A 19755-nucleotide genomic window follows, 5' to 3' on the forward strand; every position below is an offset into this window, starting at 1 on the left:
TCGTAAGTCGAAATCGACTCAACTTAAATGACTGTTTTCATCACCAAAACGGCTCAAGGTCATCTCGAAGAGCTTGTCGCTTCAGGTCAAATTCATTCACGAAGGTTTCGCCTCATTCTTAAAGGTGTTGCTCAGGCAATGCCAATTTTGGAAATTCAATTTGATATGATTCCAAGCGATGATGATGCCTTTCTTCGCCAAGCAGGGTTTGAAATTTACATTGATCGAAATTCAAAAAAACATGCCGATGGTGCAATCATCGATTTCTTAGAAACTCCATTTGGCGGCACTTTAACTGTAGAAAATCCTTACCGCATCTAACTCTATTTCTTCAAATGCCCAACCTTGCTTGGATTATTGGCGATCAGCTAACCCCCTCTAACTCAGCGCTTCAATTGCTCGAGAAAAAACATGATTATGTCTTGATGGTCGAATCGCTTGAACACGCAAGCCTTCTCAATCATCACAAACACAAATTGATACTCTGCTTTTCAGCGATGCGCCATTTTCGGGAAGAACTTATTGAGTTGGGCTATCAAGTGCTTTACTTTGAATTGGAAGAGAATCATTCATTCCAGACAGCACTGAAATCAATTTCAAAAAAAAATCATATTAATCGCATTTTCTTAATGGAGCCGCATGAAAAAGCCACCGTTGAATTTGCAAGTAATTTCAATCACGACCCGAAAATTGAACTCACCCCCAATACAATGTTTCTGACCGATCGGCATGCCTTCATCAAAAAAAATAAGAAAAAAAAACACTTGGTAATGGAGCCCTTTTATCGAGAAATGAGAAAGAAACACCGTGTACTGTTGGAGAAGAATGGTCAACCAACAGGTGGGGCGTGGAATTTTGATAAAGAAAATCGTTTGCCGTTGAAATCCGATGTCAAACTCCCTGAAGTTTATTCTCCAAAAAAAGATAAAATTGATCGCGATGTAATCGGGGCTGTCGAAAAGTATTTCCCGAATAATCCCGGTCATACACAAGATTTCTCACTTCCGACAACTCGTGAAGAATCAGAAATTTTCTTTCATGATTTTGTCAAGCACCGCCTCCCACTGTTTGGTAAATATGAAGATGCTATGCTCGCAAACGAAAGTATTCTATTTCATTCCTCTATTTCACCACTTTTGAATATCGGCCTTCTTGACCCTCTTAAGCTTGTCCGCGATGTTGAAGCTTGCTTCAAAAAAAATCACGCACCGATTAATTCTGTTGAAGGTTTTATACGGCAAATCATTGGTTGGCGTGAATTCATATATGCCTGCTATTGGCTTAAAATGTCCGAGACCGATTACCACAAAGAAAATTTTTTTAATAATACTCACAAGCTCCCAGAGTTTTTCTGGACTGGCAATACAAAAATGAACTGTCTCTCTCAAGTTATTAACCGAGTAATCAAGCACGGATACTCTCATCACATAGAACGCTTGATGATTCTTGGTAATTTTGCTCTGCTTTTCGGAGTAAAACCCGAAGAAATCAATCAATGGTTTTGGGAGTTTTATGTCGATTCTTATGATTGGGTCGTTACACCAAATGTTATTGGGATGTCTCAATTTGCAGATGGTGGATTGGTTGCCACAAAGCCCTACGCGGCAAGTGCCAATTATATTTCCAAAATGAGCAACTTTTGTCATAGCTGCAGTTACAATAAAACTGAGCGAACCGGAAAAAATGCTTGCCCTTTCAACTATTTGTATTGGGATTTCTATCTCCGCAATGAAGAGAAACTCAGAGGAAATTCTCGCATCGGAATGGCTTACCAACTCCTTGAAAAAAAGTCAGCCGATGAATTGGTTGCGATTCGTACCTCCGCCGATGAATTTCGTGAAAAAATAAAACCCAATTCATATTATTGAGTATTTGGCTTGATACCTTTATCCCACCTCAAATTTCTCAAACCGCCCCAATTGGTCTATATTCGCACGCCGTTCATCGAGGTCACCACTATGCTGAACACGGCAAAGCACGATTGCGGCTTTTCTATGTTCAGAATGGTTGGTGATAAGCACGATAACTCGGCGTTTATTCACTTAACTCATTATTATTATGGTACATACAAAAGAAATTGATCTCGGTTCTGGCAGAATATTAAAGCTCGAAACCGGAAAACTCGCCAAACAGGCTGATGGTTCTGTCGTTGCAAGCATTGGCGATACAATGGTGCTCGCCACGGTTGTTGCTAAAAAAGATGAACCGCCGCTCGGTCAAGATTTTCTTCCGCTTCAAGTTGAATACCGTGAAAAATATTCGGCAGCTGGTAAATTTCCCGGTGGCTTTGTAAAACGCGAAGGAAAACCAAGTGAAAAGGAAGTTCTCTCTTCCCGCTTAATCGACCGTGCCCTTCGCCCGCTTTTTCCAGATGGGTATTACAACGAAACTCAAGTTATCGTTAATGTCCTCTCAAGCGATCGATCCAACGATGCCGATGTTCTTGGCGGTGTTGCAGCCTCAGCCGCACTCTGCCTTTCCGACATTCCCTTCACAACACCGATGTCAGAGGTTCGTGTCGCCAGAATCAACGGTGAATTTGTCTTGAACCCAACGGTCGAAGAACTTGCCAATACCGAACTCGACATTTGCATTGGAGGCACCGCCGAAACGATTTGCATGCTTGAAGGCGAAATGAAGGAAATTTCTGAAGCTGAAATGCTTGCCGCCATTCGCTTTGGCCACGAAGCTATTACCAAAATATCAAATGGAATTTCTGAAATGGTTAAAACCGCCGGAAAACCCAAAAGAGCTTTTGTTCCGATGCTTCCACCTTCAGAATTAAATGCCTATGTCAAAGGTATTTGCTATTCAAAACTTGAAGCCCTTGCCGCCGAGCCGCTTGCAAAAGAAGCTCGTGCAGAGCGCACCAAAGAGGTTTATCAAGAAACCGTTAAAAAGACACTTGAGAAATTTAAGGCTGAGTTGACCGAAGAAGTCCTCGCCGCTCATCCGGAAAAGGCCGTATTTCTTAATGAGAAAATGATCAAAATCGTCATTCACGATCTCGAGCGCGATGCAATGCGCCGTCAGGTCTTAAAAGGCGGTCTTCGTCTCGATGGCAGAAATACCAAGCAGATTCGGCCTATTTCAATTGAACTCGGGTTGTTACCACGCGTTCACGGCTCAGCTCTTTTTACTCGCGGAGAAACACAAGCGTTGGTATCATTAACGCTTGGCACCAAAAAAGATGAGCAATTGGTGGACACGCTTTACGAAGGCCCATCCAAGAGATTTATGTTGCATTATAATTTTCCGCCCTTCTCTGTGGGCGAAGTTGGTCGCTTAGGATTTACAGGTCGCCGCGAAATCGGTCACGGTAATCTTGCCGAACGAGCAATTAAAATGATGGCACCAAGCGAATCCGAGTTTCCTTATTCGATTCGAATTGTTTCCGATATTCTAGAATCTAACGGCTCTTCTTCAATGGCTTCAGTTTGCGGCGGTACACTTGCTGCGATGGATGCCGGTGTTCCTATGAAAAAGCCTGTTGCTGGAATTGCAATGGGTCTTATCAAAGAAGGAAAAGAATATGCCGTTCTTTCCGATATCCTAGGTAACGAAGATCACTTGGGTGATATGGATTTCAAAGTTGCCGGAACAAAAGACGGGATCACCGCATGCCAAATGGATATCAAAATCGATGGGCTCGATTACAAAATTCTTGAAGAGGCTTTAGCCCAAGCCCGAGAAGGTCGTATGCATATTTTAGGAAAAATGAATGAAGCAATTGTTGCGCCACGAACCGAGCTATCACGCTATGCCCCAAGATTAACCACCATCAAGGTTCCGGTTGAATCCATCGGTGCTGTGATTGGCAAAGGCGGCGAAACCATTCGCTCCATTACCCTTGAAACCGGTACTGAAATTGATATCGCCGATGACGGAACCATCACAATTGCTTCGGTCAGCGGTGAAGCAGCTGAACGCGCTTTGGAAATTATCAAGAGAATTACAAGCGAGCCCGAAATTGGAACCATCTATGAAAACGCCCTTGTCAAAGAAGTTCGTGATGAACTTGGAGCTTTTGTAGAAATTCTTCCAAAAGTTGAAGGCTTATTGCATATTTCTGAACTCGCACATGAGCGTGTTGGAAAAGCAACCGATATCGTTAAAGCAGGCGAACGCATAACGGTTAAATTGCTTGATGTTCAGAAAGATCCGAAGTCCGGCAAACCACGACTTCGTCTTTCTTTGAAGGCACTAATTCCGATGCCTGAAGGAATGGAAGCACCGAAGCCAAGAGAACCGCGCGAACCGCGTGGCGATTATGGCGGGAATCGTGGCGATGGACGCCGTGACAACCGTGGCAATCGTGACCACCGCGGTGACCGTGGCGATCGAGGTGACAGGGGAGATCGGGGCGATAGAAATGGCGGTCATCGTGAACCGCGCGGCGAGTAAGTTCGATTAAATTTTACGATTTAATTCTGGATAACAATCCTCGCTTCGCTAATTTTTCGGAAGCGAGGATTTTTTTTAACTCAAACCTATAATGCTGATGAATTGGCAGGCCATTCTCTTTTCGTTTACAGCAATGATATTTATGCTTGTCATTGCGCGTTATGTTTATCAAGCAGTTATGAAAATTAATATGCACGACGCTGTTGTAATGAAAGACTGCCCTTCAATCGGAATTGCCGTTGCTGGATACCTCTTTGGGGTTGTCCAAATAATAGCGGCCGTTCTTCGCGGGGATGGTCATACCAGTTTTTTAACCGATGCTCTCATTGTTAGCGCCTATGGCATAGGAGGAATCGTGTTGCTTTCACTTCTGGCTTTATTTGGCTTTAAGTGGATTCATAATATTGATGTGGTCACTGAAGTTGCCAATCGAAATACCGCCGCCGGGATTATTGCTGCAGGAGGGTTTATCTCAACTTCTTTGGTGATCGCTGGGACAGTTTCAGGAGATAATACAGGCGGCGATTGGTTAACGGCAATCGTATTTTTCCTTGTTGGACAGGTTTCTCTTCATGTCCTTACAAGACTCTACCGCATTCTGACCGCCTACGACGATGCAATCGAAATAAATAATGGCAACACCGCCGCAGCCCTTGCCTATGCCGGTGTGATGATTGGTATTGCTCTTGCCATTCATTATGGCCTTCAAGGAGAATTTGTTGGCTACGGCCAAAGTTTGATCGGATATGGGAAATCTCTTCTCGTGATTATTTTCTTTTACCCAATTCGTCAATTTTTAGTTCAAGGATTGGTTTTAGGATCAGGATTTGCGATTTATGGGGGTGAATTGGATAAGGAAATTGCTAGAGATAGAAATATCAGTGTCGGAACAATTGAAGCCGCTGCTTATATCGGTACATCGCTCTTAATCACACAGTTAGCTTAATACTTTCCTCATAAAAAAATATTTTGCAATCACAACAGCTGAAAAACAAAATGGGGCAAGAGCCCCGTTTTGTTTTGTGTTAATTTCGGTTGTTTCCAATTCATCTATTCAGCTTTTCTAGCTTTGAGTTTTTCAACGGCAGCTTCGAGCGCAGCACGTTCTTCTTTCGGCAATTCAACTGGTGCTTCATTTGCCTTTTCTTCATCGCCGAAATCCAAGTTAGTATTTAAATCATCCATATTCGGGCGTTTACCTAAAATTTCCTCGAGATCTTTATAATTTAAAACTTCACGCCTCAAAAGATCGGTTGCCATTCGTTCAAGCTTATCACGATTTTCATTGAGCATCCGACGGGTTTCTTGATGTGCTTCATCAATAATTACCTTGACTTCGCTATCAATCAACCGAGCTGTTTCTTCACCATATTTTTTATCAATGCTCATGCCATAAAGAAACTGATTTGAGGTATCGGCAAAAGAAAGATAACCTACTTTTTCGCTCATACCATAAAGAGCAACCATACTATAGGCGATGTCGGTGACGCGTTCTAAGTCGTTTTGAGCGCCGGTTGATATCTGGTTAAAGACAATTTCTTCTGCCACTCTTCCGCCTAAAAGCCCGCAAATTCTTGCAAAAAGTTCATCCTTTGTCATTAAATACCGATCCTCTAATGGCATATTGAGTGTGTAACCCAAAGCACTCACCCCACGCGGCACAATTGTAACTTTTTGCGGCGGATCATTTCCTTCTTTAAGCCAAGAAATAATTGCATGCCCCGATTCATGATATGCCACAATCTTCTTTTCTTTTGGGCTAATCACCTTATTTTTCTTTTCAAGCCCTGCTATCACGCGTTCGATTGCATCTTGAAAATCAATCATTTCAATTTGCTCCTTATTTCTGCGTGAAGCAAGGAGTGCAGATTCATTACAAACATTCGCAATTTCTGCCCCCGCAAAACCGGGCGTTTGAGATGCCAATATTTTTAAATCGACATCTTTGGCAAGCGGCATGTTACGAGAATGAACTTTAAAGATTGCCAAACGACCTTTCAAATCAGGTTTATCAACCGTGATTTGTCGGTCAAATCGACCGGGACGAAGCAATGCTGGGTCGAGAACATCAGGGCGGTTGGTTGCGGCCATCATAATAACACCCTTATCACTTGCAAATCCATCCATCTCAACCAAAAGTTGATTAAGCGTATTTTCTCGCTCATCATTTGCACCCATCATCACGCCCTTTCCTCTCGAGCGTCCTACGGCATCAATTTCATCGATAAAAATTATGCACGGCGCTTTTTCTTTTGCTTGCTTAAACAAATCCCTTACACGAGCTGCACCAACTCCAACAAACATTTCAACGAAATCAGAACCTGAAAGCGAGAAAAATGGAACATTGGCTTCACCTGCAACGGCCTTCGCTAGAAGCGTTTTACCGGCACCGGGTGGCCCAACCAGCAAAACCCCTTTTGGCAATTTTCCGCCAAGCTTTGTGAATCGCTTCGGATCTTTTAGAAAATCAACCACTTCCATTACTTCTTCTTTAGCTTCATCAAGGCCTGCTACATCTTTGAAGGTTATTTTTGTATTTTCTTCACCTTCATACAATTGGCCCTTGCTTTTACCGATATTCATCACTTGCGAATTCGGATTCATCCGGCGGAAAAGGAAGAAGTAAACAGCAATAAAAAGCCCAAAAAAGATAAACCACTGGATACTTTCCGTAAACCAATTTCCATCAGCGACTCCCTGATAGCGAACCCCTTTTTCTTCCAAAAGCTTCACAAGGCTTTCATCCTTAATGGCAACGGAGGTAAATTCGCGAGTATTTGTTTGTCGCTTGAATAGCGATTGCTGTTTCCCCGGAAACTCAACAACCACATTAGGCTTGATGGTATAGGTGACGCGAGAGGGCGAAATCTTTACATCCTGAATTTTATCTTCAGAAAGCAACTGACGAAACTGGCTGTAAGGCAGTTCTACTGTAGAGCTAGACCACAAAAACGTAATCTGAATCCCAATCAAAATTAAAATTGCCATCACATAGTAAATAGCCGAGAATTTTGGTTTTCCGTCTTTATCCTTTTTCTTCTTTTCGCTTCCCTCATCGTTGAAGCCGTCAAAAAAGTTATTGGCCATATCGTTTTGTCCTTTCTTTATTCTTAAATCCTAAAAAAATCTCCTGAAAATTTAGGGTAACTCTTTTCTTTACGCAGCATGTTCAATAAGGTTAGGGATTCAGTGCTGCCAAAAACTTAACCTCAATCCACATTTAACATCAAAAGGTATTTCAAAAATTTAATCTCTATCTAATTCTAAAGCAATATTTGCAAATCTGTATGTCTATCTATTATTTAATGTAACGCAAAAAAAGGAAATAAAATGCGGCGTGTCGCATTGATTTATTCAATCACATCTTGATTAAATCAATACTTGAAGTAAAAAGCAAATTTAGCGAGGAACCAATTTCCCTTTATCAAAGGATAATTGAAAATCCAATTGCAGTATTGAATAAATTCTCAGCCCCGTCTTGATTTACGGGAATCGAATAGCCTAATTCAGGGTCAATGGTGATAAAACCAAAGTCAAAGGAAAAGAAAAGATTGAAATCATAGTTTGTAATGGCAAATACCGAGTTATCAATGATTCTTCTTGATGGCACATTTACAACCGTCCCATTAGCTCTTCTGACTTGCCTTGTTTCGTCGATGAACTTTGGCACAGTTCCAAAACTTAGGTCAAATGCAGGTTCTATGACCAAGTAACTTCCCAATACATTTTCGATTGTAAAGGGTTTACTGAGAGAAGCATAAAAATACCGTTGTGCCGCATCAACTTGTTCGTTGACCACTTGCAGAGGGATTAACCTTCGCACAACTTCAATTGTTTGTTTACCAAAAGTGTAACTAAAGCTCGATGAAATGAATAAGAACTCGTTGTTGTAAAAAAGTGAAATAGTGATATCATTATTCAATGCGGAAATGCTTTGAGCGCTTTCATTTGAAAAAAATGATCGTGAATAAGAAACAGAGGCTTTCAATTTATCAACAATCGGAAAAATATATCCCACCGAGAGAGTCGATTGATCCAGCGGGCTTGTTTGATTGGGAATAAATAAACCACTGGCACTCAAACGCAGTCCAAATCCAAAGCGATATGAAAGTGAGAGCGAAGCAGAACCATTCCCACCACTTTGATCGGTTCCCCTCCAAACTTGCTGACGGGAGCCTCTGCCATTAGCTAAGAAATATGAATTGTTGCCTGAAGGTTGCGAAAAATTATCCCTTTGGTATGCACTTCCGCTGACATCCCGACTAAAGCCAGAGGCAGCAAAGGCATTTTCAAGTGAATCAAGATCTGCTTCTGAATAAGTTTCTTGTGTGACTGCACCATTACTTATCATTGATGCTAAAAATTTTTCATACAATGATTCAGAGAATCGGTCTAAAGAATCTATGGTCTCTATGAGCAATCTTTCTTTTTCCATTTTTCCCAACGGCATTTTACTACTTAGTATCAATGAGTCCGTTCGTTCTATAAGTCTTTTTGCTTCGGTTCTAATAATATTTTTGGTTTGAATGGGTAGATCAAAAAAGTCAACCGTGAGCAGAGTATCTGTATAACCTAAAATCCGCTTTTGAGTGTACTCAGAAAAATCACTGTTAATAGAATTTTTTTTCGTCTGTCCATTTAAGGAGAAAAATGCACAAAAAAGAAGAAGGATAAATATGGATTGTTGATGTTTGATAATCATCTCTGGAACTTTCATTAGCAAATGTTTTTGATTTCAAATAAAAGTATGACAACTCGTCTCTACATCAAGATTAACATTTTTAAAATAAACTTTAAATTTCTTTATGGCGTGATTGAAATCATCATGATACTTTCCGGCATCAAAAAAATATAACATACATAAGCAAATACGGCGGTGGACAAGGGTATGGTAAGGTTATCATCAAAGGTATAATCGCCCAATTTGATAGGAATAAGTTCGGCAATCATTCCGACAAAGGACATCCCTAAAGCAACTCCCCAATGAATTTTTGGAGTGTTAAACGATACTAAAAGAGCGAATACAAAAAAGGCGATACTGCCTTCCAATGACTTTGAGAAAATTTTAGTTTTTCCAAATTTTCTTCCAACAAGAGCCGCTGCTGTATCGGCCACGACTAAAATGGCAAATGAAGCAATGGCAATTAACTTCGGAAAAAAGAAAACCAAAATAAGTGCAGAGAGTGAGACAAAAGTTGCCCCGTTAAAACTTCTTGTCCCTTGTTCATGAGCACGAAGCATACCGCCGAATTGGGCGTAATACCAATTTCTCAACGGTGAAAAAAACATCTTCAAGAGATCAACGATAAAAAACCCTCCAAAAAGTATCGCGAGAAGTAGTAACGCCAAATCCCGCTCTATATGATAGTAAATGATTGGAATCAAAATTGAGGCTGAATGAATTCCCTTCCGAGCCAATTCATTTTGATAATTAATCTGACCGATTTCCGTTTCAGACAAGGGTTGACTTTTCATTTCGGGGCTTTTTCTCAATGATTGACTCATCATTTATTTGATAGAGAATCCGATTTCTTATTTCGAATTCTTGTTGCATATAGGCTACAAAATAAGTCGATAATTGGCATCTACAGATTTATTCTTTTCAACAAATCCAAATGGGTTACCAAGAAATACTAAATTCATCTGATTGAAAATCAACAATAACGGTACTTATTTTCTTCCCTTTTAAGTTTAAGAAATTTTTAACTGGAGACCATTCTTCCATCGCTCGCATCGGTAATGGAAGAAATTCTTCAGCAGTTTTTAAGGTTTTTCCGCCAACTTTGACTGCACGTATATTTTCAAATCCGTGTAAAATTACTTTCACCTTTTTCCGCTGAGAATTTCTTTTACCTATCGGTTTAGACAATAAAATTTGTTTTTTGGACGGTATAAATTCGATTACACGCTTAAAAAAATCCCCATTCTCAAAGTTATAAGTCAAACCGTCATCCTCATAATAGTTGAATGAACCACCACTCATACCATTATAGACATGAAGATATAAGGTATCTGAAGGGGTTTCGGTGGTATGCATAACCACATTTTGCTGAATAACGACTGAACCCGCTCTAGCAAAAACAGGTAATTTTTCTAAAGGCGCAAATACAATCTTTTCTGAACCGGCTGAAAGGAGTTCATCAGTATAAACATCATACCAATCAGTTTCGGGAAAATATACCCTAATGTATTGCTCATTGCTTTTAAGCGGTGCAATCATTAAGGCATCACCAAGGAGAAATTGATTCTCGAACGCCCAATCATAAACTTTTGGGTCAAAAGGGGTTTTGTAAACAAGTGATCGTTGAATCGGGGCTCCGGTTGTTGAACTTTCTTCAAATTGAGAATACAGATAGGGTAACAAGGTATAACGCCATTTTATAAAAGCCTTTGATATCATTTCAACATGTTCACCGTAAGACCAAGGGTCATTTTCACGAGTCCCTCGCATCGAATGCGCGCGAAAGAATGGCGAAAATGCGCCAACTGAAATCCACCGACCAAATAAATCTTGAGAACTCTTCTCTCCGTTAAATCCGCCAATATCAACTCCGACAAAAGGAATCCCTGCGAGCCCCATCGAGTTGAGCAACCGAACCCCAAGCAGAATATGATCATCATTTGCAGCGTTATCACCAGTCCAAACAGCGGAATATCGTTGAACACCCGAAAAAGCCGCCCTTGTTAAAATGAATGGGCGTTCTCCTTTCATTAATTTTTTTGCACCTTCATAAGTTGACCTTGACATTTGAAGCCCATAGATATTATGAGCTCTCAAATGGGTGCCAATTTCACCCTCAAAATTGAACATTGTGTTATCAGGATATCGCTGTCCCCAAGTTGCCGGTTCATTCATGTCATTCCAAAACCCGCGAACACCAGTTTCAACCAAGCCCTGAAATTTTTCACCCCACCATATCCTTGTTTTGGGATTAGTAAAGTCCGGAAAGTGAGACCAACTTGGCCACACCTCGCCTTGATAAAAATCTCCGTCGGAATATTTGACAAATAAATCCTGAGCCCGACCTTCTTCATAAGCGTGATAGCCCTTTTCTACTTTCACCCCCGGGTCAATAATAACCACGGTATGAAAACCAAGTTGCTTTAAGTCTTGCAACAATTCTTTTGGTTTTGAAAAATTTTTTGGATGCCACGTAAAAACCTTGAAGTTATCCATATAGTCAATATCAAGGTATATCACATCGGCGGGAATCTCTTTTTCTCTGAATGTTTCTGCCATTCGCTTCACCTCTTTATCTGGTGTATAGCTCCAACGGCATTGCTGGTAACCCAAGCTCCAAAACGGAGGTAAAGGCATTTTTCCGGTAAGTGAAGTGTATTCTTCCAAAATTCCTTGAACACTTGAGCGAGCAAAAAAATAATAATTCATCTCCCCTGCTTCCGCACTGAATGAAGAAAAGCGTCGGTTTGAAGCCCCGAAATTGAATTCTGTTTTGTAGGTATTATCCAAGAAAATTCCATAGAGATTCTTGGAATGAATCCCCATAAAAAATGGGGTTGAAACATATAAAGGATCTTGACCGATACTGTAACCCGGAACATCTGAATTCCAATTGGTATAGGCATTGCCGAAGCGGTTTAGAGACCCTGTTTTTTCCCCTAATCCTATAAACTTTTCACCGGGTTGGAGCTTTTTGTAGGTTGTCACTTTTTGACCAATCCACTGCGTGCTAAATGTTTCATCTTCCGAAAGTATCTCCCCTTTTCGATTCAAAAAGGTTAGTCTCACCGGATCTTTTGAAATTCGCAATTCCAAAGAGTCTGTCACCAAGCGAATCGATTCCTGTGTTTCGCTAATTTGAAATTTTGTTTTTTCAGGTCCTTTAACCACCGCATAACTCAACGAATCAGCAAAACCCGTCTTAAAGATTCTAATTCGAATTGTCGCCGGGCGATAAACGATAACTTGAATATTGGCACCTTCTGATAGAATTGTTAATCCATTTTCCTCTTGCGTCGATTTCAAAATTTTTCCAAATGTGGAAGGCTTCAAGATTTGAGCAAAAATCGGTTCAGATGTGAAAACTGCAAAAAGAATTACGAATAAAAGGGGATTCAGGCCAGTTCGAGATTTAGCGTGCATCATAGGATTTTCTAAACTTTACAAGAAACTCCAATATAAAAGTCAATCTCATTATTTTCACTTCTTTACAATTAATTGTTTTGTTTAGGTATCTCAAATTTTTTTCAGAAATATCTATCGCCAAAAGTGTATCAAAATTTCAGCATATTCGTTTGAGTTTTTTCAAACATATTCACTTTCAAATGTTATTCCCGAGAAAAACAAACGCATCATCGAACAACCTCTTTTTGCAGCCGCTTTTAATCGTCATTTTACTCCTTTCAGCTCACGCTTTAAGGGCTCAGAATGAATTGGATGCCCTTCGATTTAGCGAGAAACCTCTTGCCGTTCATTCGCGGGCTTTGGGGATGGGCTCTGCCTATTCGGCAGTATCTGAAGATTTTGGTGCAATGCAATTTAATCCTGCCGGGCTCGGTCAAATTAAACGCTTTGAATTAATGTTAGCTCTTGAAAACTATGGTTTCTCAAGCAATGCCTCCTATTTGGGAAACACTCAAACTTCAAGTGCTACTCAAACCCTTCCAAGTGCTTTAGGTCTCATTATCCCTATCCCTACATTTCAAGGAAGCTTCGTCATTGCATTTGGTTTTCAACGAAGCAATAACTTCACAGGCACACAAACCGCTGATGCCTTTAATGCCACCGGATCTATATTGAATTCGTTTTCGAACTTAAATCCCATATTTGATTCAAATTTTAACCTTCAAATAGAAGATTACGGGGGCTTAGCTTGGTCAACCTATCTGTTTGATTTGGTGGGAGGACGTTATGTGAATGAAGGGACCAGTAACCGAGTTCAACAAAATTCTAAAATTAATGAAACTGGTGGGACAAACTTATATAATGCAGGATTTTCGCTTGAAATTGCTCCTGCCTTGTTTGTTGGCCTTACATTGAATTATTACAATGGCAATTACACATTTAACCGTACTTACAACGAAACCGACAATACAAATGCCGTGTGGGGATTTCAATCGCTTTCATTGGTCGATAATTTTACAACCCAGATTTCAGGTTGGGGAGTAAAAGGAGGATTTCTTTACAGGCTGGATGAAAATCTGAGATTCTCCTTTACGGTAGAATCGCCCTATTTATATAGTCTCAGCGACCGCTTTTCAAGCGAATTGCAGTCAAATTATGATTTTCGAAGAGTTCCCGTATTTCGAAACGGGGTGCTATTTGACTCTACCAATTCTTCTCAAGACCGTTTTGAAGGCTCATTTGACTATACACTACGAACTCCTTTCGTTTTTGGTTTGGGTTTCAGTTATGAAGAATCTTGGATGACGCTCGCTGCCGATTTACGATATACTAATCATAAAGAGCTTTCTTACAGCCAAGACAATTCTCCCCTTGATGACATCAATACGGTAATTCAAAATCAACTTTCCGCAAGTTATGGGTTAGCGATTGGTCTTGAAATTCGCCCTTCTGAAATCCCATTTCGATTTCGAGGGGGTTATGGATTCGACACTTCACCTTTCCAATTCAAACTATCTAATCCTAATCAAAATTCTGACTTCGGAGACGCTCGGCAAAGGTTTTCTCTCGGTGCCGGAATCATTCTTAGAAAAACACTCACGCTTGACTTCGCCTATGTTTATCAATGGCAAACAGTGGAAAACAGGTTTTACAGCGGTTCTCCTATTATTTCAGACAAAGTAACGCAATCGTTTCTTTCACTAACGGCAAGCTTCCGATTTTAAATTGAGAATCTCTGAGGAAACATCTCAAACAATTTTAGGGTTATATCGTATATTAGCGTTCAAATTTATTTTAACATTAAATAAATCAACAAATGGAAAACACTGGTTTTGCATATCGCGAAGTTTCAAGCGCTTCTTCGCTAGTTTCGATTGAAAAGCGTGTGATTAACCAAGTCTTTTTTTGGATGATGCTTGGTCTTCTTTTTACAGCAGGCACCGCTTGGTGGGCTGCCGGCACTGAATCGGTCAGAAACATCGTTTTTGGGAATCGTTTGGTTTTTTGGGGACTCATCATTGCCGAACTTGGTTTGGTGTTTGCAATTAGCGGTTTAATCAACCGTATTTCTTCAATGGCTGCTGCCGGTTTATTTTTTCTTTATTCCGGTTTAAACGGGCTAACGCTCTCTTCCATTTTCTTGGTTTACAACCTTGGTTCAATTGCTGGAGTGTTTTTAATTACTGCTGGCATGTTTGGTGCAATGGCCGTTTTTGGTGCAACAACCAAAATGGATCTTTCGAAAATTGGCGCTTTGCTTTTTATGGCATTAATTGGAATGGTTATTGCCGGGCTTGTTAATATATTTTTAGGAAGTAGCATGTTAAGTATGATTATCAGCGCAATTGGGGTGGTTGTATTTACCGGACTTACCGCTTACGACATGCAGCGTATTAAAGAAATGGCCAGTGCAGCGCTTGATGGTGAAAGTGAAGGGAAAATTGCCGTAATGGGAGCACTTTCAATGTATTTGAACTTTATCAATCTCTTCCTCTCTTTGCTTCAACTCTTTGGCGGAAGAAACGACGAGTGATAGTTTATAGAATTTTGATTGTGAAAATGGGCGAGAAATACTCGCCCATTTTCATTTTGTGATTCTTGAATAAACTAAATTTTCAAATCTAATTATGATTATGCCCGCAAGCCCCGGTTGCACAGGCAGAAGTCGCGGGAGCCGGTGCAGGGCTTGGCGTTCCTTCCGTTGAGGTTGCTGCTTCTTTGGTTGCCGGTTTTGCGGAACTTCCGCCATTTTTATAATCTGTGACATACCAACCCGACCCTTTGTAAATAACGCCGCCTCCGCCTGAAATAACTCTTAAAACTCGTTGACCCGTGGCAGGGCAAACTTCAAGCGCAGGTTCAGAAATTTTTTGAAACACTTCAAATTGCGTTCCATCTTCACGTTGATATTGATATGTTGGCATATAAATTCTCCTAACCAATAAAAATTTAATAATTGCGAAAGTAACTTGAATTTTCGTTTTATACAACGAGAGCTAACAATGCAAAAGTATCATCAAGTTCCAAAAAGAATTCCTTTCAATTGCGAAATGCAGAATGGAGAAGTAAATTGTGCGCCTGAATTTTCGTATTCCTTCTCCTGAATCCCGAAATTTTTCAGTTTAAACTCAAAATCTCAAAAATTAACGATGGCAAAAGAAAAACTCGCCGAAAAGGCACAAGACAAGGGTCCAAAAATGGATCCTGAAAAAAAGAAACAACTTGATTTAGCGCTTGATACCATTGAAAAGCAGTTTGGTAAAGGAACGATCATGAAGCTTGGCGATGAAGCCCAAATCGTTCCTGTCATTTCTTCAGGCTCTATTACGATTGATGCCGCGCTTGGTGTTGGTGGATTTCCAAAAGGCCGTGTAATAGAAATTTATGGCCCTGAATCTTCAGGGAAAACCACCATCGCGTTGCATGCCATTGCAGAATCGCAGAAAGCAGGGGGCACAGCGGCATTTGTCGATGCTGAACATGCCTTCGATCAAAATTATGCGAAACGGTTAGGGGTTGATGTTAAATCGTTGCTTTTCAGTCAACCTGAATCAGGTGAATCTGCGCTTACGATTGTTGAAACTTTGGTTCGAAGCGGGGCAGTCGATATTGTGGTTGTCGATTCTGTTGCAGCCTTGGTACCTCAGGCTGAATTAGAAGGCGAGATGAGCGATGCTCAAGTCGGTTTGCAAGCCCGCTTGATGTCGAAGGCGCTTCGGAAACTTACAGGCGCAATTTCAAAGTCGAGTTGTATTGTCATCTTTATCAATCAACTCCGTGAAAAAATCGGTTCGATGGGTTATGGAGATCCAACGACAACAACCGGCGGACGTGCACTCAAATTTTATTCATCGGTTCGAATTGATGTCCGTCGCATTGGCGGTATCAAAGAAGGTACGGATGTCATTGGCAATCGTACCAAGGTTAAAATTGTTAAGAATAAAGTTGCGCCGCCGTTCAAGGAAGTTGAATTTGATATTATTTACGGAGAAGGCATTTCAAAAACGGGCGAACTCATTGACCTTGCTGTTGAAGCAGGAATTATTAAAAAAGCCGGCGCTTGGTTCAGTTTTGAAGGCGAAAAAGTGGGTCAAGGAAGAGAAGCCGTTCGCGATAAACTCAAAGAAGATAAGGTTCTCTTTGAAAAGGTGTATAAGTTGGTAAAGGATAATTTACTTTCTATCACGCTCGATGCTGACGATAAATCGGTTGATGCCGAGCAAGAAACTCCGCCAGAGGAATAAGAATATATCCCCCAAACATCTCCTATTCTGTGAATCATGAAGTCTTTGTCAATTTAGAAATTCAATTCAGTGTATTTAAGGGGAAAAACTGCATTAATTACCGGAGGAGGTTCAGGGATTGGACTCGCCATAGCGGAATCTCTTGCAAGTGAAGGCGTTCAAACTATATTAGCTTCACGGCGTTTGGAGGTTTTAGAATCCGCTGCAAGAATGATTTCAAAAAAGTACGGAACTCCCTCACACGCTTTGCCACTTGACCTTCGCGACACACGGAGCATTCGCTCCGCAACCGATTCAGTTCTACAAAAATTTGGAAAAGTGGAAATCCTGATCAATAACTCTGGTTTGGGGGTTGATGCTTCTGCGGTTGAAATGACTGAGGATCAATGGGATCTTGTGATGGATACAAATGTGAAAGGAACTTTCCTTCTTACCCAAGCCTTACTCCCCAAAATGATTGAAGCGCGATTAGGCCATATTATCAACATTTCTTCACAGGCTGGGAGAAATGGATATGCGCGAGCAACGGTGTATTGTGCATCAAAATTTGCCTTGATTGGATTCGGAAAAGCTTTGCAAGAGGAGGTCAGAGAGTTCAACATTAAGGTTTCAAATTTGCTTCCGGCTTTGGTTCAAGTTCCACCGCCAAAGAATGACTCAGAAGTTCGGCAAGGGGTTCTTCAAACGGAAGATTTAGCACAAGCGGCACTTTATTTACTTCGACAGCCCGACCGAGTTAAGTTAGACGATCTCGGGCTTTGGCATATTTAGCGAAATTGACTGAACACTATTTTAGTCGAAATTGAATTTCTATTGGTGTTCCCTCAAAGCCAAAATGCTCGCGAATTTTATTTTCTACAAACCGCTTATAAGGCTCTTCGATAAGTTTTGCGTTTGCCGCAAAAAATCCGAAGAAGGGAGGTTCTATTGAAAGTTGGGTAATGTATTTGATTTTGATTTCCTTACCGTTTTTTGCCCACGGCGGGGTTTTCTGAAATTCAGGTAAGAGGTGTTTATTGATTTCACTGGTTGAAATTCTCTTCCTGCGATTTTCCCAAACTTCAGTTGCCATATCAATCACCTTAAAGACACGCTGTTTTGTAAGAGCTGAAATGTAAATGATGGGAATGAAGTCTAAACTTTTCAAGTGACTTCTCAATGCCGCCGTATAGGCATCTGCAGTTTTTGAATCTTTTTCAATTAAATCCCATTTATTTACAGCAATCATGATTCCGCGTTTTCGCTCGATCGCAAGATTAATCACTCTTAAGTCTTGCTTTTCAATTCCTAAAGTTGCATCAAGAACGGCAATGGCAACATCGGCGCGTTCGATTGCTTTCTCAGTTCGAAGCGTACTAAAGAACTCGACATTTTCATCGACACGCGCTTTCTTTCTTAAGCCGGCAGTATCGATTAAAATATAATCCCTATTGTTTCGTTTGAATTCGGTGTCGATTGAGTCGCGGGTAGTTCCGGCAACATCCGTCACGATTTGACGCGTTTCACCAAGAAGGGCATTAACAAGGCTCGACTTGCCGACATTTGGCCGACCGATTACAGCAAGTTTAATTTTTCCATCCTCAATCACCGCTTCGGAATCAACTGGAAAAAACTCTGTGACACGATCAAGCAAATCAGCGACACTATCTCCGTTTAAAGCAGAAACAGGAAAAAATTCACCGATTCCGAACCGTCTAAATTTTTCGGATTCGACACGCATCATTTCACTATCTGCTTTATTAACGACACAAAATATGGGCTTTCCGCCCGAGCGTTTTCGCAGCATATCAGCAATTTCGTGATCAAGATCGGTAATGCCGGAGCGTAAATCTGACACAAAAAGAATGACATCCGCTTCTTCAATGGCACGGATTACTTGCTCACGCACCGCAGCTGAAATATGGTGAGGTTCATCGCCGGCAGTTTCTCCTTCGCGAGTAAATCCACCGGTATCTAAAAGTAAAAATTCTTTTCCGCCCCAATCTGTTGATAAAGCGTTTCGATCTCGGGTAACCCCGGGCATGTCATCAACAATGGCATGCCGTTTTCCAACAATGCGATTAAAAAGTGTAGATTTTCCTACATTTGGTCTCCCGACGATTGCAACAACAGGCTTCATGAAGTATCTTGTATTGAAATATAACCGATTAAAAATATGGCGCCCAGTAAACGCACCATCTTAATTATAGATGATGATATAAGTATTCTCACCTTATTTTCCCGCGCTTTAGGCGGTGCACATACGATTGTAACCAAAACAGACGGTGCAGCCGCACTGCAATGGCTTCAAATGGGCAATATTGTCGATATGATTCTCACGGATCTCTCGATGCCCAATATGGATGGATTTGAATTTATCAAAACCATTCGAACCGGAGGCAAAGAAAATCGTCAAACACCGATAATCGTTTTTTCGAGTCAAAGTGATGTACGGGTTCGAATTCGCGCGCTTCAATTAGGGGCAGATGATTTTATGCAAAAGCCGGTTCACATTGAAGAGCTTTCACTCAGAATCAATAATCTTTTTCGAAGAACCTCGGGCACAAGACTTGATGTGTAAAATTGAATCACTCGAGTGATTTCCATCATTCCGTTTTTGAAAAATAAGTGCGATTGAAAAAACAAACTGATGAAAAAATCCATCTTGATTATTGATGACCAACCGGATATGCTGTTTATGCTGCGTCGCGTACTTGGAGATGACTTTGAAGTTATAGAAAAAACAGATGGCGCTTCTGCTCTTTCTTGGCTTGCTGAAGGCAATAAACCAGATATGATTATTTCTGATTTAACAATGCCTTCGATGAATGGAATCGAGTTTCTGAGGTTGGTTCGTCAAATGCCGCTTAATCGCTATACTCCGCTTGTGATTGTTTCTGCACAAAGTGATATTCGCTTGAAGTTGAAAGCATTTGAAGTTGGGGCAAACGAATATATTGTCAAGCCTGTTCATCCAAATGAACTGCTTATGAGGGTTCGAAACATTTTTAACTTAATAGAACCAAAAAAAGAATAGTATCA

General features: G+C 40.8%; 17 protein-coding genes. 10 read left to right on the forward strand and 7 right to left on the reverse strand.

Translation table 11 applies throughout. The features are described 5' to 3' along the window. Window positions 1–27: 27 nt before the first annotated feature. Window positions 28–321, forward strand: coding sequence for an iron-sulfur cluster biosynthesis family protein (locus SFU91_02600; GenBank protein MDX2127909.1), 294 nt, complete (start codon window positions 28–30; stop codon window positions 319–321). 14 nt (window positions 322–335) lie between these two features. Next, a complete protein-coding gene (locus SFU91_02605) occupies window positions 336–1868 on the forward strand; it encodes a cryptochrome/photolyase family protein (GenBank protein ID MDX2127910.1) in 1533 nt (510 codons plus the stop codon). An 18-nt stretch (window positions 1869–1886) separates the two neighbouring features. Here SFU91_02605 and SFU91_02610 read toward each other — a convergent pair whose 3' ends face one another. Beyond that, window positions 1887–2042: a hypothetical protein gene (locus tag SFU91_02610; protein ID MDX2127911.1), complete on the reverse strand. Its 156-nt coding sequence runs from the start codon at window positions 2040–2042 to the stop codon at window positions 1887–1889. Window positions 2043–2058: 16 nt separating this feature from the next. On the opposite strand from SFU91_02610, the gene SFU91_02615 reads away from it, so the two are divergent. Both SFU91_02615 and SFU91_02620 read left to right on the forward strand, forming a co-directional pair. Next, window positions 2059–4404, forward strand: a complete 2346-nt coding sequence (locus SFU91_02615) for a polyribonucleotide nucleotidyltransferase (GenBank protein MDX2127912.1) — start codon at window positions 2059–2061, stop codon at window positions 4402–4404. A gap of 97 nt (window positions 4405–4501) precedes the next feature. Next, window positions 4502–5350 carry a DUF350 domain-containing protein gene (locus SFU91_02620; protein ID MDX2127913.1) on the forward strand — a complete coding sequence of 283 codons (849 nt, stop codon included), beginning with the start codon at window positions 4502–4504 and terminating at the stop codon, window positions 5348–5350. 104 nt (window positions 5351–5454) lie between these two features. Here SFU91_02620 and ftsH read toward each other — a convergent pair whose 3' ends face one another. The 4 genes from ftsH to SFU91_02640 all read right to left on the reverse strand — a co-directional run bounded on the left by ftsH (window position 5455) and on the right by SFU91_02640 (window position 12511). Further along, window positions 5455–7491: an ATP-dependent zinc metalloprotease FtsH gene (gene ftsH / locus SFU91_02625; protein ID MDX2127914.1), complete on the reverse strand. Its 2037-nt coding sequence runs from the start codon at window positions 7489–7491 to the stop codon at window positions 5455–5457. A gap of 337 nt (window positions 7492–7828) precedes the next feature. Continuing rightward, the gene (locus SFU91_02630) at window positions 7829–9121 is read right to left on the reverse strand and encodes a hypothetical protein (protein MDX2127915.1); all 1293 of its coding nucleotides are present in this window, start codon (window positions 9119–9121) and stop codon (window positions 7829–7831) included. Between the two features lie 86 nt (window positions 9122–9207). Next, window positions 9208–9879, reverse strand: coding sequence for a phosphatidate cytidylyltransferase (locus SFU91_02635; GenBank protein MDX2127916.1), 672 nt, complete (start codon window positions 9877–9879; stop codon window positions 9208–9210). Between the two features lie 145 nt (window positions 9880–10024). Then, window positions 10025–12511: a glycoside hydrolase family 31 protein gene (locus tag SFU91_02640; GenBank protein MDX2127917.1), complete on the reverse strand. Its 2487-nt coding sequence runs from the start codon at window positions 12509–12511 to the stop codon at window positions 10025–10027. A 179-nt stretch (window positions 12512–12690) separates the two neighbouring features. Here SFU91_02640 and SFU91_02645 point away from each other — a divergent pair, with 179 nt between their 5' ends. Both SFU91_02645 and SFU91_02650 read left to right on the forward strand, forming a co-directional pair. Beyond that, the gene (locus tag SFU91_02645) at window positions 12691–14214 is read left to right on the forward strand and encodes an outer membrane protein transport protein (GenBank protein MDX2127918.1); all 1524 of its coding nucleotides are present in this window, start codon (window positions 12691–12693) and stop codon (window positions 14212–14214) included. 92 nt (window positions 14215–14306) lie between these two features. Further along, window positions 14307–15023 carry a Bax inhibitor-1/YccA family protein gene (locus SFU91_02650; GenBank protein ID MDX2127919.1) on the forward strand — a complete coding sequence of 239 codons (717 nt, stop codon included), beginning with the start codon at window positions 14307–14309 and terminating at the stop codon, window positions 15021–15023. An 88-nt stretch (window positions 15024–15111) separates the two neighbouring features. Here the strand turns inward: SFU91_02650 and SFU91_02655 are convergent, their stop codons facing one another. After that, a complete protein-coding gene (locus SFU91_02655; GenBank protein ID MDX2127920.1) occupies window positions 15112–15414 on the reverse strand; it encodes an FmdB family zinc ribbon protein in 303 nt (100 codons plus the stop codon). Window positions 15415–15639: 225 nt separating this feature from the next. Here SFU91_02655 and recA point away from each other — a divergent pair, with 225 nt between their 5' ends. After that, the gene (recA, locus tag SFU91_02660; GenBank protein ID MDX2127921.1) at window positions 15640–16734 is read left to right on the forward strand and encodes a recombinase RecA; all 1095 of its coding nucleotides are present in this window, start codon (window positions 15640–15642) and stop codon (window positions 16732–16734) included. Between the two features lie 69 nt (window positions 16735–16803). Next, window positions 16804–17505 carry an SDR family oxidoreductase gene (locus SFU91_02665; GenBank protein ID MDX2127922.1) on the forward strand — a complete coding sequence of 234 codons (702 nt, stop codon included), beginning with the start codon at window positions 16804–16806 and terminating at the stop codon, window positions 17503–17505. A 16-nt stretch (window positions 17506–17521) separates the two neighbouring features. On the opposite strand, the gene der is transcribed toward SFU91_02665, so the two are convergent. Then, window positions 17522–18853: a ribosome biogenesis GTPase Der gene (der, locus tag SFU91_02670; GenBank protein ID MDX2127923.1), complete on the reverse strand. Its 1332-nt coding sequence runs from the start codon at window positions 18851–18853 to the stop codon at window positions 17522–17524. A 36-nt stretch (window positions 18854–18889) separates the two neighbouring features. Between der and SFU91_02675 the strand changes: the two genes are divergently transcribed. Both SFU91_02675 and SFU91_02680 read left to right on the forward strand, forming a co-directional pair. Continuing rightward, window positions 18890–19294, forward strand: a complete 405-nt coding sequence (locus SFU91_02675) for a response regulator (GenBank protein MDX2127924.1) — start codon at window positions 18890–18892, stop codon at window positions 19292–19294. A gap of 69 nt (window positions 19295–19363) precedes the next feature. Further along, window positions 19364–19750, forward strand: coding sequence for a response regulator (locus SFU91_02680; GenBank protein ID MDX2127925.1), 387 nt, complete (start codon window positions 19364–19366; stop codon window positions 19748–19750). Window positions 19751–19755: the final 5 nt, after the last annotated feature.

Source organism: Chloroherpetonaceae bacterium (assembly GCA_033763895.1).
GTDB lineage: Bacteria > Bacteroidota > Chlorobiia > Chlorobiales > Thermochlorobacteraceae > JANRJQ01.

Coding starts and splice junctions, on each gene's coding strand:
- SFU91_02640 (MDX2127917.1), bottom strand. CDS start 12,511: ATGATGCACGCTAAATCTCGAACTGGCCTGAATCCCCTTTTATTCGTA.
- SFU91_02645 (MDX2127918.1), top strand. CDS start 12,691: ATGTTATTCCCGAGAAAAACAAACGCATCATCGAACAACCTCTTTTTG.
- SFU91_02605 (MDX2127910.1), top strand. CDS start 336: ATGCCCAACCTTGCTTGGATTATTGGCGATCAGCTAACCCCCTCTAAC.
- ftsH (MDX2127914.1), bottom strand. CDS start 7,491: ATGGCCAATAACTTTTTTGACGGCTTCAACGATGAGGGAAGCGAAAAG.
- SFU91_02615 (MDX2127912.1), top strand. CDS start 2,059: ATGGTACATACAAAAGAAATTGATCTCGGTTCTGGCAGAATATTAAAG.
- recA (MDX2127921.1), top strand. CDS start 15,640: ATGGCAAAAGAAAAACTCGCCGAAAAGGCACAAGACAAGGGTCCAAAA.
- SFU91_02680 (MDX2127925.1), top strand. CDS start 19,364: ATGAAAAAATCCATCTTGATTATTGATGACCAACCGGATATGCTGTTT.
- SFU91_02650 (MDX2127919.1), top strand. CDS start 14,307: ATGGAAAACACTGGTTTTGCATATCGCGAAGTTTCAAGCGCTTCTTCG.
- SFU91_02675 (MDX2127924.1), top strand. CDS start 18,890: ATGGCGCCCAGTAAACGCACCATCTTAATTATAGATGATGATATAAGT.
- SFU91_02630 (MDX2127915.1), bottom strand. CDS start 9,121: ATGAAAGTTCCAGAGATGATTATCAAACATCAACAATCCATATTTATC.
- SFU91_02600 (MDX2127909.1), top strand. CDS start 28: ATGACTGTTTTCATCACCAAAACGGCTCAAGGTCATCTCGAAGAGCTT.
- SFU91_02655 (MDX2127920.1), bottom strand. CDS start 15,414: ATGCCAACATATCAATATCAACGTGAAGATGGAACGCAATTTGAAGTG.
- SFU91_02620 (MDX2127913.1), top strand. CDS start 4,502: ATGAATTGGCAGGCCATTCTCTTTTCGTTTACAGCAATGATATTTATG.
- SFU91_02635 (MDX2127916.1), bottom strand. CDS start 9,879: ATGAAAAGTCAACCCTTGTCTGAAACGGAAATCGGTCAGATTAATTAT.
- der (MDX2127923.1), bottom strand. CDS start 18,853: ATGAAGCCTGTTGTTGCAATCGTCGGGAGACCAAATGTAGGAAAATCT.